14 protein-coding genes are annotated in these 15,911 nt (G+C 63.5%); 9 read left to right on the top strand and 5 right to left on the bottom strand.

The window, feature by feature from the left end; all coding sequences use genetic code 11:
- Nucleotide 1 precedes the first annotated feature (1 nt).
- Both KBP54_RS00440 and KBP54_RS00435 read right to left on the bottom strand, forming a co-directional pair.
- The gene (locus tag KBP54_RS00440) at nucleotides 2–625 is read right to left on the bottom strand and encodes a TetR/AcrR family transcriptional regulator (RefSeq protein ID WP_083290935.1); all 624 of its coding nucleotides are present in this window, start codon (nucleotides 623–625) and stop codon (nucleotides 2–4) included.
- Nucleotides 626–639: 14 nt separating this feature from the next.
- The gene (locus KBP54_RS00435; protein WP_070479015.1) at nucleotides 640–1,227 is read right to left on the bottom strand and encodes a TetR/AcrR family transcriptional regulator; all 588 of its coding nucleotides are present in this window, start codon (nucleotides 1,225–1,227) and stop codon (nucleotides 640–642) included.
- A 51-nt stretch (nucleotides 1,228–1,278) separates the two neighbouring features.
- On the opposite strand from KBP54_RS00435, the gene KBP54_RS00430 reads away from it, so the two are divergent.
- Both KBP54_RS00430 and KBP54_RS00425 read left to right on the top strand, forming a co-directional pair.
- Entirely contained in the window at nucleotides 1,279–2,598 is a 1,320-nt protein-coding gene (locus tag KBP54_RS00430) for a M20/M25/M40 family metallo-hydrolase (RefSeq protein WP_070363628.1), read from the top strand.
- A gap of 41 nt (nucleotides 2,599–2,639) precedes the next feature.
- Entirely contained in the window at nucleotides 2,640–3,167 is a 528-nt protein-coding gene (locus tag KBP54_RS00425; protein ID WP_070363321.1) for a hypothetical protein, read from the top strand.
- Nucleotides 3,168–3,180: 13 nt separating this feature from the next.
- On the opposite strand, the gene KBP54_RS00420 is transcribed toward KBP54_RS00425, so the two are convergent.
- Nucleotides 3,181–4,350: an alpha-amylase family protein gene (locus KBP54_RS00420; protein WP_070363322.1), complete on the bottom strand. Its 1,170-nt coding sequence runs from the start codon at nucleotides 4,348–4,350 to the stop codon at nucleotides 3,181–3,183.
- Between the two features lie 50 nt (nucleotides 4,351–4,400).
- Here KBP54_RS00420 and KBP54_RS00415 point away from each other — a divergent pair, with 50 nt between their 5' ends.
- From KBP54_RS00415 to KBP54_RS00385, 7 genes are all read left to right on the top strand, one after another.
- Nucleotides 4,401–4,976, top strand: coding sequence for a TetR/AcrR family transcriptional regulator (locus KBP54_RS00415; RefSeq protein WP_070479017.1), 576 nt, complete (start codon nucleotides 4,401–4,403; stop codon nucleotides 4,974–4,976).
- Nucleotides 4,977–5,009: 33 nt separating this feature from the next.
- Nucleotides 5,010–7,745, top strand: a complete 2,736-nt coding sequence (locus tag KBP54_RS00410) for a hypothetical protein (protein WP_070363324.1) — start codon at nucleotides 5,010–5,012, stop codon at nucleotides 7,743–7,745.
- 361 nt (nucleotides 7,746–8,106) lie between these two features.
- Complete coding sequence (locus tag KBP54_RS00405; protein WP_070363325.1) at nucleotides 8,107–9,498, top strand: aromatic ring-hydroxylating oxygenase subunit alpha; 1,392 nt, start codon at nucleotides 8,107–8,109, stop codon at nucleotides 9,496–9,498.
- Between the two features lie 36 nt (nucleotides 9,499–9,534).
- On the top strand, nucleotides 9,535–10,095 hold the full coding sequence (locus KBP54_RS00400; RefSeq protein ID WP_070975507.1) for an aromatic-ring-hydroxylating dioxygenase subunit beta: 561 nt from the start codon (nucleotides 9,535–9,537) through the stop codon (nucleotides 10,093–10,095).
- Between the two features lie 15 nt (nucleotides 10,096–10,110).
- Nucleotides 10,111–11,178 (top strand): VOC family protein, encoded by a 1,068-nt coding sequence (locus KBP54_RS00395; RefSeq protein ID WP_070975506.1) that lies wholly within the window; start codon nucleotides 10,111–10,113, stop codon nucleotides 11,176–11,178.
- Complete coding sequence (locus KBP54_RS00390; RefSeq protein WP_070975505.1) at nucleotides 11,175–11,876, top strand: putative quinol monooxygenase; 702 nt, start codon at nucleotides 11,175–11,177, stop codon at nucleotides 11,874–11,876. Before KBP54_RS00395 ends, KBP54_RS00390 begins: the two co-directional genes overlap by 4 nt.
- A 31-nt stretch (nucleotides 11,877–11,907) precedes the next feature.
- On the top strand, nucleotides 11,908–13,305 hold the full coding sequence (locus tag KBP54_RS00385; protein WP_256005934.1) for an MFS transporter: 1,398 nt from the start codon (nucleotides 11,908–11,910) through the stop codon (nucleotides 13,303–13,305).
- 49 nt (nucleotides 13,306–13,354) lie between these two features.
- Here the strand turns inward: KBP54_RS00385 and KBP54_RS00380 are convergent, their stop codons facing one another.
- Entirely contained in the window at nucleotides 13,355–14,005 is a 651-nt protein-coding gene (locus tag KBP54_RS00380; RefSeq protein WP_256005933.1) for a DUF6198 family protein, read from the bottom strand.
- Nucleotides 14,006–14,093: 88 nt separating this feature from the next.
- The gene (gene mhpA / locus KBP54_RS00375) at nucleotides 14,094–15,803 is read right to left on the bottom strand and encodes a bifunctional 3-(3-hydroxy-phenyl)propionate/3-hydroxycinnamic acid hydroxylase MhpA (RefSeq protein ID WP_256005932.1); all 1,710 of its coding nucleotides are present in this window, start codon (nucleotides 15,801–15,803) and stop codon (nucleotides 14,094–14,096) included.
- Between the last annotated feature and the right edge of the window lie 108 nt (nucleotides 15,804–15,911).

Here is a 15,911-nt window from a genome sequence, read left to right as displayed (position 1 = left end):
GCTACTGCTCGTCCGCTGCCCCACCACTGGTGGCGCGCAGCGCGCCGATCACGAGATCTAATGCCGCGCGAACGTTTTCTACGCGTTGCGCGGTTTCTTCATGCTCGCGGTCGCGCAGCATGCCGTCGATCAGGATGTCCTGTGTTCCGGCAGCCATGAAGCGGGCCGTGTCGCGCAGCGTTTCCTCCGTCAGAGCAATTTCTTCGCCTGACTCGATCTGGGTGTAGATCTTCTTCAGGTAGGCGTCCGCCAGAATGTTGCAGATCTTGTCGTTGAGATGGCCGTGCACCGAGGAGTTGATCAGATGCTTGACCGCCTTGTCGTAGCGCTCGAGGTGCTTCACCAGCCGCGCCACCTGGTCCGGGTACGTTTCGTCGATCACGATGTCATTGACGAAAGACTCGTAGGCAGGGAGGCAAATGTCGCACCCCGCAGCCAGGATGAGCGCGTCCTTGTCGTGAAAGTGCTCGTAGCAGGCCTGGCGGCTGACCTGCGCGTACTTCACAATCTGGGACAACGAAAGCTCATCCACCCGGTAATGGAGCAGCAGTTCCTTCGTTGCGTTCAGTAACGCCGTGCGCGTACGAACCGCGCGCGGGTCCATACTAAGTTCACGTGGTGTCATGAATGCAGGATACCTCACTGAGGCAAGCTCATTGCCCTACCGAACACTCCGAACACGCTCATTGCGCGTTTGACGGCTTCCTCGTAATTCTCGGACTCAGTCGCCGACTTCATAAAGATCGAAAACGCGCCGGAGCACAGGTAAGAAGCCACGTCGGCAGCTTCCTCGTCGGTCATCGGGACGACCTCGGCGCGCATCGCCGTCACCATGTCGTGCAGCATTGGCATCTCGGGCGTTGTAAAGCAAGCCATCAGCGTGGCGTGGGCCGGGCCGTTAATCACGTGGCTCAAGAGGCAACGAACCTCGGCGAGCTGCGAGAACAGCGCCTCCAGCGCAGGAGGCATCTCGCCGGTCTTCTTATACGTCTCGATGTAATCGTTCACCGCCGGGGCCAGCGCGCGCTGGATTGCTGCCTTGACGGCGGCGTCGCGGTCCTTGAAGTGCTCGTAGAAAACCTGGCGGCTCATCCCTGCCGCGTTCACAATCTGGGACACCGTGATGTCCTCAACCCGGTGCTCATTCAACAACTCGGTAGTTGTCTTGATGATCGCGTTCCGCGTTTTCACAGCGCGGGGGTCCTGGCTGAGTTCTCTTCGAGCCATACGACACCAACTCCTCTCTGGATGCCCACAAAAGCACCTAATATGCCAGACATGAACCTACATAGCGCAACAGTGGATCTCTTACGAACCCTTATCCAAAATACGTGTGTCAACGACCTTACCCCAACTTCGGGGGGAGAATACCGCAACGCGGCCACGCTCGAATCGTTTTTCGACGGCGCTCCCGTGCGCATCCAAAAGTATGAACCCACAGATGGGAGGGTGTCTATCGCGTTTACCATCGAGGGTACCGACCCCTCCGCGGAGCCCCTCACGCTGCTCGGCCACACGGACGTAGTGCCCGTCGATAAGGAGCAGTGGACGCACGACCCCTTCGGCGCCGAAATTATCGACGGCCGACTCTACGGCCGCGGCGCCACCGACATGCTGTACATCACCGCCGCGATGGCCGCCGCCACCCGCGACGTGGCCCTGAGCGGCAAACGCCCGCGCGGCACACTGACTTTCGTGGGCGTGGCGGACGAGGAGGCGCGCGGCGGGCTCGGCGCCGGCTACCTCTCGCAGCTCGACCCGGAGCCGTTCAGCTGGAAGAACTGCCTCTCCGAGGAGGGCGGCTCCCACCTGCCGGTGCGCGACGGCTCGGACGCGATCGTCGTGGTGATTGGTGAGAAGGGCGCGGCCCAGCGCCGCCTCGTGGTGCGCGGGGACGCCGGCCACGGCTCCGCCCCGCACGACCGCGACATGGCCGTCACCAAGATTGGTGAGGTTGCTCGCCGTATCGCGTCGGTGCAGCCCTCCGTGACCACCGAGCAGCCGTGGCCGGACTACATCCGCGCCTGGAAATTCGACCCCGAGACCGAGGCCGCCCTGCTGCGCGGCGAAGGCTACGAGGCGCTCGGCGACCTGGCGCGCTACTCGCACGCCATGAGCCACCTGAGCATCGCACCGACGGTGCTGCGCGCGGGCGAGGCCATCAACGTACTGCCGTCCATGGCCTACATGGAGCTGGACATCCGCCCGCTGCCCGGCCAGAGCCAGGAGTGGATCGACGAGCAGCTGCGCACGGCGCTCGGCGACCTGGCCAGCGAGGTGGAGATCCAGCACCTCATCACCGAGGACGCCACCATCTCCCCCACCGACTCGCCGCTCTATCAGGCGATCTGCGAGACCTACGCCGAGTTCTTCCCCGACGCCGTGGTGGTCCCAACTATCGCCGCCGGCGGCTCGGACCTGCGCTTCGCGCGCCGCAAGGGCGGGGTGGGCTACGGATTTGCGATGCACGCCCGTGAGCGTCACCTGGGTCAGGTGCTGGATTTGCTGCATGGCCACGACGAATACGTGGATATCGAGGACGTTCACCTCACCGTGGACGCCTACCGCAGCCTGATTCGGCGCTTCCTCGACGCCTAACCGGGTGTGACAGATGGGGCTGATGTGACATACTGGCGGCTATGAAAATTCGCACAGCTGCACTCACCGCACTCATGGCCGCCACCGTTTCTACCGGCGTGGCCTCCGCTGACGCCATCGACGACGCCCTGGCAAAGCTTCCCGCAGGCCAGATCTCCTGCGATCAGGCATCCCGCTACTGGACCAACGACGCCGACTTCAACGCCAAGAAGCGCCAGGCCCAGACCATCGCAGCCTTCGACCGCCGCGGCCCGCAGATCCAGGCCGCGCTCGGCCGCGTGGAGGAAGCCGCCAACCGCTGCGGCCTGCGCGGCACCACGGGCGCGCCTGCAAATAAGCAGCAGCCTGCCCAGCAGAACGCGCAGCCAGCGCAGCCTGCCCAGCAGAATGCCCAGCCGGCCCCCGCACCCGCACCGCAGGGCACACCTGTGATCACGCTGGCACCCGCCAACGTGCCCACCTTCGACATGCCGGTCGCGGGCGCGGTCACGCTGCGCCTGCCGGACCTGTCCGTCATTGCCCGGGAGCTGCTGGCCAAGTACGCACCGGGTTCCTCCCTGCCGTTCTAGGCCGTTCTAGCGGTTAGACAGCAGACCACTCGTAGCAGGTCTCGCCCCCGGACGTGATGCGCACGCCCGGCGCGGGGTCGAGCCAGGCGGTCACCGTCGCGCGCTCCGAACCGGATTCGAGCGCCACGGTGATCGCCTCATTTGTTTTGTCGGTCACCTCGAGGGTGGCGGTTTCGAGCCAGCGGTGGCGGCGTCGAAAAGCGATGAGCTTCTTGTGCTCCTCGAAGATCCACTGCCCCAGACTCGAAAGCTCCGCGGGGCTGGCTGGCAGCGGCGGGCGCACGGGGTCGTCGGCGGCGAACCCCTCCCCGCGCAGGCCCTCGAAGCCCTGCTCATCGCCGTAGTAGATGCTGGGCATGCCGGGCAGCGCCATGAGCAGCGCCGTGGCCACAAGCGCGCCGTCCTGCCCCACCTTCGAAGCAATCCGGTCCACGTCGTGGTTGCCGACGAACGTGTTGGGCACCATGTGCTCGCACAGGTCGCGGTGGCGGCCCAGCGCGTGGTCAAGCTCCCAGAAGTTCACGTCCTTGATGGAGGACCACAGGGCCTTCCACAGCTCGTATTGAGTGACGGTGTCCAGGGTGCCCGCCGCGGCGATCTCGGCGTAGTCGCCGTGGATGACCTCGCCCAGGAAGAGCGCGTCCGGGAAGCGCTCGCGCACGCGCGCCAGCACGGTGCGCCAGAACTCCGGCGGCACCGAGTACGCCACGTCCAGGCGCCAGCCCGTGATGCCGCGTTCGAGCCAGTAGCACATGACGTCGGTGACCAGGTCCGCCACGCGCGGGTCCTCGTGGTGGAGGGTGGCCAGCTCGCCGTGGCCTTCCCAGTCCGTGTCGCCGGCCAGGCCCTGCGCCACCAGCGGGTGGGTGCGCGCGACGTGGTTGAACACGCCATCGAGCATCACGTGGATGCCGCGCTCGCGGCAGGCGGCCATCAGGTGGTCGAAGTCCTCGTTGGTGCCCAGGCGGGGGTCGATCTGGAAGTGGTCCAGCGTGTCATAGCCGTGGGACACCGATTTGAAAATCGGGCCGAGCAGCAGCCCGTTGCAGCCGAGCTCGATCAGGTAGTCCAACCAGGGCTCGAGCTGCCGCAGGCGCGGCGCTTCGTCGTGCTCCTCGCGGATCGGTGCGCCCGTGGCGCCCAGCGGGTAGACGTGCCACCAGATAATGTCTGACGTGGACAAGTTCCTCACACTTTCTATTGAGCAAAGCTCAGTACTGTAGGGTGGTGTCCATGACACAACCACGACGGAGGCTCAGCGTCGAGCAACGCCAGGAAGAAATCCTCGCCGCTGCCACGGACATCTTCTCCACCACACCTTACGTGGAAGTCTCCACCCAGGACATCGCCGACGCCTGCGGTGTGTCCCAAGGCCTCCTCTTCCACTACTTCGAATCCAAGGCAGGGCTCTACACCGCTTTCCTCAAGGCACACACCCAGCCGCTTTTCGACGACCACCTCGACCCCAACACCGACACCCACGAGGCTCTGCGCAGCACCCTGGAGCGCTACCTCAACCACGTCGCCGAGCACCCGTTCGTGTGGCTGGCCGGTCGCCGCGGCGGCGCCGAACCCACCGAGGCAATCAACCTGCGCATTGAGATGCGCGACGCCTCCGTCGAAACGCTGTGCTCCCTGCTGGGCCGCGACGACGAGCACGCCGCACGCGCCGCATCCGGGATGCTCGGCTTCCTCGACGCCGTCTGCATCGACTGGGTCGACGAAAGCTGCCCCGCCCCCGAACGCGACGACATCATCGACACCGCCATCGGCGCACTCACGGGGGCACTCGCCGCTACACAGAAGTAGCACTTCGAGAGGTCTATCCCCTAAACTTTGCGCATGCACAAGTTGACCTCCGGCGCCCTCGTTGTCGCCCTGACCGGCACCGCCGTCACCGTCCCCGCCACCATCAACCCCACCGCCCACTACGCCGAAGCGCAAGGCCTCCTCGGCCTCGGCGGGCAGGCGTTGCAGGGGCTCGTCGAAAAGGGCGAAGCCAAAGTCGCCGAACTCGAATCCCAGCTATGGAAAGCCGACCTGGCGCTCAAGGGCGCGCAGGCTGTCCTCGAGATGAAGCGCTGGGGCGTCGTCCTCGCCATCGGCGAGGAGAACAAGAAGGCCAAGCAAGCCGAGTACGACCAGCAGAAACTGCTCGTCGACTCCGCCGAACTCCTCGTCCGCACCACCAAGACCTCCCTCGACGCCGCACGCAAAACACTCGCCGTGACCAAGAAGCAGCTCGAGGACTTCAACGGCAAAGACCCATCCGCCTACGAAGACGCCCCCGAACCCGACATCAAACCCGTCGCCCTGCCCACCAACCTGCGCGAAGCCCTTGAGAGCATCACCGCGCAGCAGGAGGCAGTGGCCAAGCGCCAAGCACTTTTCGACGAAGCCGACTCCGCCTACACCAAACGCAAAAAAGAAGTCGACTCCAGCTGGTTCAGCTGGCTCGCCCCCTCCAACACCAAGGAGCTCGAGGGCCTGAAGAACCGTCGCGACGCCCGCAAAGCCAAACTCGACCTCGAACAAGCCCGCCTGGACAACATCACCCGCTCCATCGAACTCTTCGAAACCGTCGAAGCAGCAACGCCTTCGCACGAGGGCCACGGCGCCGACCGCTACGACGCCACCACCCCCACCAACATCGACGACGCTTCTCGACAGCTCGAGTTCGCCAACAGCACCCTCGAAGCCGCCACCCACCGCAAGGCCAACATCGAAGCCAACCTCGCCGCACTCACCGGATGGCAAGAGCGCAACCCATTCACCGGCTTCTGGCACAACGCCGACAAGTGGACCCTCGAACGCGCCCTCCGCGCCGTGGACAACGAAATCACCGACGCCACCAAACGCATCGCCGACAAAGCCGCCGCGCTGGAGGAACTGAAGAACGCGCCCGCGGAGACAGAGGCTTCTGAGACCGAGGCTGCCGAGCCTTCTGCAACGGTAGAGCCTTCTGCGGCTGCCGAGCCGACCGAGGAGTCCGCCCCGCGGACACCGGAACCGTCGGAATCTGAAGCAGCTCCGGAACCGTCGGAATCCGAAGCTCATGCTGAGCCCGAATCCCCCGAGACTTCTTCGGAGGAGTCCGCGGCAACCTCAACACCAGCGACAACGTCTACTTCAGCTCCGGAAGAGTCCGCCCCGCGGACACCCGAAGCTTCCGAAAGCGTTGAACCTGCAGACACTTCCGCCGAACCCGAAGATCAAATCGATATCGACGAGCTCACCCACAACCTCGACGAGGCAAAGAAACTCGAGCAGGACATGCTCGATCTGCAGAAGCTGCTGCAGCAGTACATCAACAAGCCTGAAGCCGAGACAACCAAGCCGTCCGAGTCGCCCCAGGATGAGGCATCCGAGGCTGAAGCACCCGAGGCTGAGGTCTCACCAACGACCGTGACCGAGGTGTCCGCGGCAACCACAGCACCAGCAACAACGGCTGCCCCAACCTCGGAGGTGTCCGCCGCGCGAACAACGCAAACGACTGAACCGAGCGCTGAGGATTCCGCCGCGCGGACAACCGAGGAGACAGCACCCACTGCTGACAGTTCCGCCGCGCGGACAACCCCGACCGAAATTCCTTCGAGTGAGCAGTCCGCCGCGCGGACAACTACTTCGGCAAAGCTGTCCACGGTAGCCGTGGCCCCTGCAACCTCGTCCGAGGTGTCCGCCGCGCGGACAACTGAAGCCGCAGAGCCAACGATCGAAGTGTCCGCGGCAACCTCAACACCAGCGACAACGTCTGTTCCAACTTCGGAAGTGTCCGCCGCGCGGACAACCGAAACGACAGAACCGGCTACCGAGGATTTCGCCGCGCGGACAACCACTTCGGCAAAGCTGTCCACGGTAGCCGTGGCCCCTACAACTTCGTCGGAGGTGTCCGCCGCGCGGACAACCGAAGCCGCAAAGCCAACCACCGAGGTGTCCGCGGCAGCTTCGGCACCAGCGACAACGGCTGCCCCGACCTCATCGGAAGTGTCCGCCGCGCGGACAACGGAGAGGCCAGAACCCACTGCTGAAAGTTCCGCCGCGCGGACAACCGAAACGACAGAACCGGCTACCGAGGATTTCGCCGCGCGGACAACCACTTCGGCAAAGCTGTCCACGATAGCCGTGGCCCCTACAACTTCGTCGGAGGTGTCCGCCGCGCGGACAACCGAAGCCGCAAAGCCAACCACCAAGGTGTCCGCGGCAACCTCAACACCAGCGACAACGTCCACCCCAACCTCGGAGGTGTCCGCCGCGCGGACAACCGAGGAGACAGAACCGACCGCTGAGGATTCCGCCCCGCGGACAACCGAAGCCGCAAAGCCAACCACCGAGGTGTCCGCGGCAACCTCAACACCTGCGACGAGGCCGGGAAGTTCCGCGCCGCGGACAACTAGCCAGGCGCCGGAAACTACGCAGCAGGCCAAACCAACGCAGCAGACGGAAGGGGCTGCGAGTGGGGCGGAGGGGTCGTCGGCAAGTAGTTGGCTGTGGCTGATCCTGCCGCTGCTGCTGGCGCTTGGGTTCGGCGGTGCGGCGTACGCGGACCTGATTCCGGGCGTGCGGCTGCCGAGGATGTAGCGCGCGCACCAGATTCCTTGTTTTTCGCGGGGCGGATTTGGAAAAGCCCTGGTCGCGGGAAGCACGTGAGGGAATTTGGTGTGCGTAGAGTAAGGTCTGAGTGCCAATGGACGCAACCTCTTTTGGGCTAGCTATTCATACTAGCTGGTAATAAAAGTGCTGGATGTTTAGGCTTGCGTCTTTTGGCACTGGCCCCCGGGAAGAGTCGGGAAGACTATCCTAGGCTGAACTTTGAGCCCCGAGGCCCCTCCTTTTATGCCCGCCGGGGCTGTTCCATTGACTGGAACGTGGGTTTTAGCCAATTATTCTTCCGTTTAAAGTCACTCCCACAGATGACACAGATCACAGAGGGGAAGTGGCTATGAGTAAGATCGCAGAACTCATTGATCCGGTCGGAGGATACGTTTCCGGCAAGATTTTCGCCGACGAGGACATCTACCGCCAGGAGTTGGAGACCGTCTGGCAGCGCACTTGGGTGTTCCTTGCGCACGAGTCGATGCTGCCGAAGCGCGGGTCCTACATCCAGACCTACATTGGTGAGGACCCGGTCATTGTTGTGCGCCAGAAGTCCGGCGAGGTCAAGGCGTTCCTGAACCAGTGTCGCCACCGCGGTATGCGTATCTGCCGCGCTGACCGCGGTCAGGCGAAGTCCTTCATGTGTTCCTTCCACGGCTGGTCTTACGACCTTGAGGGCAACTTGACCAACATCCCGCATGAGAACAATGCGTACCCGGAGGGCATCGATAAGTCGAAGTTGTCGGCGATCAAGGTGCCGCGCATCGAGAACTACAAGGGCTTCATCTTCGGCTCCTGGGATGAGACGATCCCGCCGCTGGAGGAGTACCTGGGCAACGCGAAGTACTACCTGGATGGCTACATGGACCGCTACGAGGGCGGCATGGAAGCCATCGCTGTACACAAGTGGGTCCTGCCAGCGAACTGGAAGTTCAACGTTGAGCAGCCGACGTCCGACATGCAGCACTCGGAGATCTCCCACGTCTCCGCGGTGGAGGCGCTCAGCTCCGGTTCGGACACCTTCGACCGCAAGACCGGCCGCAAGAAGGTCCCGGAGGGCCGCCAGTTCCTCAGCCCGTACGGTCACGGCGGTGCGTTCTTCGGCAAGCGTGACGCGGAGATCCCCAACACTGGCCCTGCGCTGATCGAGTGGGAGAACACCATCCGTGACTCCATCGTGGAGCGCCTCGGTGAGTTCCGCGAGGTCCGCGGCCACATGAACGTCTTCCCCAACTTCATGCTGCTGGGCAACTACACCTTCCGCGTCACCCACCCGCGTGGCCCGAACGAGATGGAGATCTGGTCCTGGGCGTTCGTGCCAAAGGACGCGCCGGAAGAGGTCAAGGAAGCCATCCGTGTCGACGTCATGCGCACCTTCTCCCCTGGCGGCATGTTCGAGCAGGACGACGCCGAGAACTGGGAGGAGATGCAGCACATCCTCCGCGGCGCGAAGTCCCGCGAGACCGGCTTTACCTACAACATGCGCCGCGTCCCCGTCAGCTACGACGATGACGGCTACCCAGGCGCATCCACGGCACATGTCTACTCGGACAACGCCGCGCTGAACATGTACGGCTTCTACCGCGACCTGATGGAAGACAAGTCTTGGGAACAGCTCAAGGCCGAACGAGGGGGCGTTCCGGAGGTTGACCAGCGAGACTTCACCAAGGTGATGGATCCGGAAGCAGCAGCGGCAGCTGCAGCCTCTGACGGTGCTTACGAAGGCAACGTCGATTAGTCCCTAGCTTTTACACGACCTTTGAAGGAGAAACCCATGGCGAGCAACAACACGCAAGCGTCAGAGGCAGTGACCCAGGCCCCTGCGGGTGCGGAAGATGAGCGCCTCATCGCGCGCTTCCTGTACGACGAAGCTGAAATGATGGACAACATGCAGTGGGAAGACTGGCTCGACTGCATGCACGACGACGTCGACTACTGGGCGCCGGTCCGCGAAAACCGTGTGGCCCGTGAGCGTAAGGAAGAGTTCTACCCGAAAGGGACGTCGGTCTACTTCGAGGAATCCAAGGCGTTTCTGCGCCAGCGCGTCGTCCGTCTTCAAACGAACATGGCGTGGGCCGAGGAACCGCCGTCACGTTCGCGCCACATGCTCACCAACCTGCGCATTGACGAGCGTAGCGACGGCACCTTCGCCGTCCGCTCGAACTTCCTCATCTACCGTTCCCGCGGGGAGCGCTACGAGGACACCATCGCAGGTGAGCGTCGCGACGTCATCGTACGGGCACCGGAATCGCGCTACGGATTCCTGGTGCTCGAGCGTGAGATCCGCTTCGATATGGCAACCATCCTCGTCAAGAACTTGTCTCTGTTCTACTAAAGAAAGGAAACGCTCTTGAGTACACAGATTGAAACCACGAACCTCCTGCGCATCGGCGTCGTTGTCTACGATCTCGACGCCAAGATCAAGGAGTACTCCCGCATCTACGGCATCACCGACTGGGACACCGCCGAGCACGCACCGACCGACGCGGTAGCGCACGGCCGACGCTTGGCGACGACCCCGGGAACCTGGCGGAGCGCCGTCGGCACCACCCCGGCCGTGAACGGCGAGAAAGGCCCAGGCGGGCGCCCGGCGTCGAGCCTCACCTTCGAGATCATCGAACCAACCGGCGGCGAGAGCCCCTTCAACGAGTTCCTACGCACCAAGCGCGAAGGCATCGCGTTCCTGCAGGTCCGCTCCACCGCGGCCAACGACGAGGCGGTCGCGGAGCACTTCAAGGCGCTCGGCTACGACATCGCCTACACAGCAACTGTCGACGGCGCCACGCGCACCTTCTACGACACGCGTGAGAACCTGGGCGGCTTCCTCGTCGAGATGCTCCCCGCAACCGCGGCCGACCCAGCCCAGGTGAGCACCGACACCCGCCCGCCCCAGCCGGTGCAGGGCATGTACCACTTCGGTGTCCTCGTGCACGACGTCATGGCGGCGCTGCCGCACTACCGCGACGTCTTCGGCATCCAGCGCTACGAGATGAAGACGTGGGAGACCGGCTTCGGCCGCCTGGACAAGCCGTACTACCGCGGCAAGGACGGCGACACCGGCTACTTCACCGCCCAGGGCACCGCCGGCGACTTCGGCTTCGAGATCATCTCCGTCAACCACGGCGACTGCCACTACAACCGCGAATTCTTCGATGAGCGCGGCCCGGGCATCCACCACTACTTCGCGTGGATGACCACGGAGGACTCCGAGTGGGACGAGGTCGTCGCCTCCATGACCGAGGCTGGCCACCCACTGTGCATGGGCTCTAACCTGCGCGGCGGCGCCGCCGAGTTCGGCTACTTCGACACCTTCGACGCGCTCGGCGGCTACCTCATCGAGATCGTCGCGCGCCGCGAGCCACCGAAGCCGGAGTTCGCCGCGCCGGACTGGATCGTCGACTTCGAGGAGCTCGTATGATCCGCATCGTTCACCGCGGAGCTACCGATGCTCCAGAAAAGCTTCTTCACGACGTCGCATCCCTCCGCCAGCGCGACGGCATCAAGCAAGCCGAGGCCTATCAAACCCTGGCGGTCGAGGACGAGGACTGCGCCGTCGCGATCCTCGCGGAGAGCGTGTCCGACTACGCAGAGATCGTCGAAAAGCTGCCGGAGCTGCCGCACCTGCACACATTCGTGCAGGACGGCACGACGGAGATCTACGAGCAGTCCAAGTACGTCCTCGCCGACGGCGTGTGGGCCCCAGAAGCAGGCTACGACGCCCGCATCATGTGGCCAGCGCGCGGGCCAGTCAGCATTGTCATCCAGAACGCTTTCGTCGAAAACCCTGAGATGCGCGCGCTGACCGCCCAGGAAATCACCGAGACCCGCCGCGAGCCGGGCTGTCTCTACTACGCATGGATGGAGAACCTGGAGCTGCCCAATCACCTCATGCTGCTTGAGGTGTGGGCGGACCAGACGATCTACGACCATCACTGGTTCGGGCGCATGGCCACGGGCGAGTACCGCGGCAACTCCGGACGCGAGGCCGCCACGCCGCAGCGCGGAGAACTTACCCGCGAGTTTTACCGCCAGCAGTCCTTCGAATACCACTACGGACGCCTTCTCCCTGAGGCAACCGAAAACTATTCCCACTCCGTTGCGTGGTCCGCGCGCTAGCTGACCACCCCATCCCTTTCAGGAGACCCACATGACTAACATCACCCATGCCCCACCGGTAGACCTCGCGAAGCATGAGCGCACGCCGAAAGAGCGACGCCTCGCCCTTGGTTCGTCCTTCCTCGGCTCCACCGTGGAGTACTACGACTTCCTGCTCTACGCAGCCGCAGCTGGCCTGGTGTTCCCGCAGCTCTTCTTCGCGAACATCGACCCGAAGCTGGGCACGATGCTCTCCTTCGTCATCCTGCTCACCGGCTACCTCTCCCGCCCGATTGGTTCGATGGCGTTCGGCCACTTCGGCGACAAGTACGGCCGTAAAAACGTCCTGGTCATCACGCTCATGACGATGGGGCTTGTCTCCATCTCCATCGGTTTGATGCCGTCCTCGCAGATGATTGGGCCGGCCGCTCCGATTCTGCTGGTCATCCTGCGCATCATCCAGGGCATGGCGATCGGCGGCGAATGGGCCGGTGCCACCCTGATGGCCATGGAGAACTCCACCGCCAAGAACAAGGGCTTCGGCGCCTCCGTCGCCATCGCAGGCGGCCCAGCAGGTGCCATCTTGTCGACGCTGATCCTCGCAATCTTCGCGAAGGCTTCCGGCGACAACTTCGCCAACCCCGAGCAGTACTTCATCACCGACTGGGGCTGGCGCGTTCCGTTCCTGTTCTCCGCAGCCATCGTCATCGTCGGCCTGTTCATGCGCGCAAACGTAAAAGAGTCCCCAGAGTTCGAAGCCGCCCGGCGCGCCGGCAAGGTGCATACCGGTGTGCCGCTGGTCCGCATGCTGAAGGAGGCTCCGCGCGAGCTGGTCCTCGGTGCGCTCGCCGGCACCGCCGCACTGTTCGTGCAAGGTCTGCAGGGCTCGTTTATGGTGCCGTACATCGTGAACGCGACCGCTGAAACTGAAACGCCAGTCGGCCGCTCGACTGCGCTGATGATGGTTACCGTTGGTTCCGCCATCGCGATCTTCGTCATGCCGGGCCTCGCCGCCCTGTCTGACCGCCTCGGACGACGCCGCGTCATGCTGGCCGGTGGTTTGGTCTCCATCATCGGCATCTGGATCGTTTTCAACATGATCGACTCCGGTGACCCAACCAAGATCTGGATCGGCATGGTCCTGCTCGTATGCGTGGTCCAGCCCGCACAGTACGGCCCGATCGGCGCATTCATCTCCGAGAAGTTCGTCCCCGAGCTGCGCTACACCGGCTCCGGTATCACCTACCAGGCGGCGTCCATCCTCGGCGCTGGTACCGCACCGCTGGTCGCGACCCGCTTCGTCTCCCCGGAGACCGGCCTGACCCCGCTGGCCATCATCATCACCGGCCTGTTCGTGGTCTCCTCGCTGGCGATTTACTTCTCCAAGGAAACCGCCCAGAGCATGGGCCACGCAGAGCGCTTCACCAAGACGAATATGTTCAAGGGCTAACACCGCAACACAAACGCCCCGGAGCTACTCCGGGGCGTTTTCTTATTGCTTAGTCGACCGGCTTCACCAGCCGCCGGGCAACCGGGGTGAACGCCCCCACGATAAACCCGAGCGTCAGCGCTGAGACGATCGTCGCCTCACGGGCAGCCTCAAAATGGCCCACCCACAATACGGACAGCACCAACGCCAGCAAAACACACACGATGTCAAAGACCAGCTTGACCTTGTAGAACGGTTTTCGACGCAGCGTCGCAACGGTAGCGACGAAGCCCTCGCCCGGCAGGAATACGGCGTTGGCAGTAGCCAAAATTGCTACACCGAAGCCGAGCACCACCAACCCGACCGCGACGAGTGCAACCTGCGCCGCGTAATTCGTCGACGCCAAAGGGCGGCACACATACATCCACCCGTCCAAACTCACGCTGCCGACAAGCAGCGCGGGCAGCTGCAGCCAGTACCGGCCCGGGAAGTCCTGGCGCAGCATCACCCACTGCGCCGCAATGAGGAACAGGTTCAGCGCAAACGTCCACCCGCCAAAGCTCAACCCGCCGATCAGCGTCATCGCATACACCGGCGACGAGACCGGCGGCGTGCCGAGCTGGCTCGTCGTCACAAGGGCGGTACCGGCCATCATCACCACAATGGCGAACACTGAATATGCGTAGTCTCTCGGCCGCGCCGAGTGTTTCGAGTCGCTCACTTGCGATACCTCCTTGATAAAGACTTGTTAAACACCAGGGACACCCAAACATTCCTGTCTGAGTGCCCCTGAAGTAGTCAGTATGTAATTACTGCACGCGCATGCTTGCAGCCTGCTTGTACGCCTCCCACGCCTGGCCTGCCTGGGCGTTGAGCGTTGCCACCGCAACGAACCTGTCCGGGCGGACAAGCACCGTACCAACCGCGCGGGTATCAAAGAAGCCCTTCAGCGCACCCGTGATATCCGAGACAACCTCGGTGTCCGCCGACACGTACTCCTTCGCCCACTCGACCTGCGTCGGGCTGACCGCACACACCAGTTTGACGTTCGCCTTTGCCATCTCAGCGAGCTGCTCCGGCGTGAACAGGCGGGCCGGGTCCACGCCCCAGGTCACCACGGCGTGGTTGAGGCCCAGGGCGTCGTCGAGAAGCACCTCAGCGCCGTTGTACTCGACCTTCGGCTGGATGATCTGCAAGCCCACCGGCGACAACTTGTTCACCGCAACGCGCGACGTGACGATGCGCGGGCGATGCGACGGATCATTCGAACGATCTGCAACGCCAGGCTTCAACGTCGCCTGATCCACCACCGCGCCACGGCCGTAGCGAGGCACCGGCTTGAACTTCATGTCCGCGAAGTACTCCTTGACACGCGGCGAAAGGTTCATCAGCTTCGCCGCCGTGTCGCGCACGAACGCCACCTTCTTATCCGTCGGCTTAATCACCGTGCCGAACGTCATCGACAAATCGATCATGGCCTTGGCGTGGTCGCGGCGCTCGACATCGTAGGTATCCAGCAGCTCCGGGCTGAAGTTGCCCTGCAGCACGCCAGCGAGCTTCCACGACAGGTTCGTCACATCGCGGATACCCGAGTTGTACCCCTGGCCCATCCACACCGGCATCAAGTGCGCCGCGTCACCGGCGATGAGCACGTTGCCCTTCCGGAACGTCCGCGCCATCCGGCCGTGGTGCGTGAACACGCGGCGGCGGATCACGTCCAGCTTCGTGCCCTCCGGGATGTGCTCCGACAGCAGCTCCTCGATGAAGGCATCCTCGTCGACTTTCTCGGTCGGCTCGTCATCAAACAGCATGAACTCCCAACGACGCACCCCGCGCGGCAGGCCAATGGACACGTACGGGCGGTTCGGGTCAGCACCGAGGTACACATTCGGGGCGCCCAGCGGATCATTATTGACGTCAACAACCACCCACCTTGTCGACGGCGACTTCCCCTCAAACTCCGTCCCCATCCACTTGCGCGTAAACGAACGGCCGCCTTCACAACCAACGAGGTACCTCGCGGTGATCTGCTCCTGCTCGCCCGTGCGCTCCTCCCCCTCTTCACCACGCACGACCTCAAAGGTCGCGCGGACGCCACCGTCGACCTCCTCAATCTTGACCAGCTCGCGGCCAAACGTGGTGGTGACGTGCGGGAACCTCGCCAACCCATCGAAGGAGGCCTTATCCGCCAGCGGCTGCAGGAACCCAAACTTACGAGGCCAACCATACGGCTCACCCTGCGGGTTGTTCGTCAGGATGACGTTGCCGGCACCATCGACCAAGCGCATGATGTGGTGCGGAATCGTGTACGGCCGGAACTCCTCCGCCAGGCCCATCGCCTGGATGGTGCGCATGGACTCGTCGTCGAGGCCGACCCCGCGCGGGTAGTCAATCAGCTGGTCACGCTTCTCCATGACCGCGACCGAAACACCACGGATGCCAAGCAGGTTCGCCAGCGCTAGGCCAACCGGTCCCGTACCGATGACCAGCACATCAACGTCTGCATTCAGCTCTCCCATGGTGTTCGCTCCTTGACTTTCGACAATAGATCCAGCACAGTGAGTCACCTCACTTTCGCATGTGTTTCTAGTTCTAATCACAGGAGTAAGTTGACGCATCTCCAATTC

This window comes from Corynebacterium pseudogenitalium (assembly GCF_024453815.1).
GTDB lineage: Bacteria > Actinomycetota > Actinomycetes > Mycobacteriales > Mycobacteriaceae > Corynebacterium > Corynebacterium pseudogenitalium.
This window is presented reverse-complemented; position numbering and strand designations above follow the sequence as displayed.